The sequence below is a fragment of the Corynebacterium sp. UMB6689 genome (assembly GCF_030215295.1).
GTDB classification, from domain to species: Bacteria; Actinomycetota; Actinomycetes; order Mycobacteriales; family Mycobacteriaceae; genus Corynebacterium; species Corynebacterium aurimucosum.
The window spans coordinates 1-1,118 of record NZ_JASOLS010000050.1; the positions used below are offsets into that span (position 1 = coordinate 1).

Genomic DNA, 1,118 nt, shown 5'->3' on the forward strand with positions numbered 1-1,118 from the left:
GGGTCTTCGGTGTGGGTGTAGAGCCACCAGTCCATGGTGATGCGCTGGTGCTCATCGAACATGCCACGATGGTTTCCGGCTAAGTCTTTGAGTTGTTTGTTGATGCCGCCTTCCAGCAGGTTCGTGGTGGCTTTTAAGTCTTGCGTGACACCTTCAGGCGGGTCAAGGAAGGTAAATAGCTGTCCGACGTGGATGAGCTTTTCTAGCCGTTTTAGAGCCCTGCGGGCGTTGCGGTGGGTGTACCACCATTTCTGGTTAGCGCTGACCCATTTCGGTACTTGGCCTGCTGGTATAGCACTGCGGTAGGTTCGCTCTTTAAGCCAATCAGCAAAGGTGATGCGGGTGTGGTGGACTGCAGCGGTAAACCGTGCAGCATCTTCACGGTTGTGTACCTGGACGAGCATGTAGCCCAGTTTCCGGATTGCTTTATGCGCTGGGTGAATCGGGTTGCGGCTGATATCGGCAAAAGTGTTGCGCTGGACGTGGACTAGGCAGCGCTGAATGGCAACGTCGGGCCATTTGATACGCAGTGCCTTGAGTGCTCCGCCTGCCCCGTCGGTGGTGACGATGAGTGGTTGCGCGATTTTGTCGAGCAGTTTCAGGTACTCGTATGAGCTTTCACGCAAGCACCAGTGCCAGGCAATGACGTGTGTATTGGTGCAGGCTACCAACAGGCATTTCTTGTGGAAGTAGGTGCCGTCGATAAAGACCTGATCGTAAACCCGATAGGGGTCAGAAGAAGTGGGCACGGTGATAAACCACAAAAGCTTGAACCACCGGGTTAAAGTCCGCCTTGTTACCCCAAGGCGCTTGGCTAAATGGTCTGCAGATTCGCCGGAGAGAATCCAGTCAATAAAGATTTTGAAGTGCCGTATCTCGCTGGCGTGTGCGCGGGTATTAATCGATGAAACGTTGCAGTTAGGACATAGCCAGCGTTGGGTCCCTGCCGCGGTTTTGCCGTTCTTAACCAGTCCATGGCCGCACATGTCACACGACGGTCGATTCCTATTAGCCATAGGAATTGGCCTTACCGCACCAGCAGCAGTCCTCCTATCACAGACCTAGGACTATCCAGTGTTGATTTCATCGATCGGGCTGTTGGAACCGATCCAAAATCA

Annotated in this window: 1 protein-coding gene; it reads right to left on the bottom strand. The window is 53.7% G+C overall.

Features of this window, described 5'->3' with window-relative positions; genetic code table 11:
* Positions 1–1,016 (bottom strand): IS1249 family transposase (locus tag QP363_RS12610; protein ID WP_284764741.1); only part of this gene is annotated, 1,016 nt, incomplete at its 3' end.
* Between the last annotated feature and the right edge of the window lie 102 nt (positions 1,017–1,118).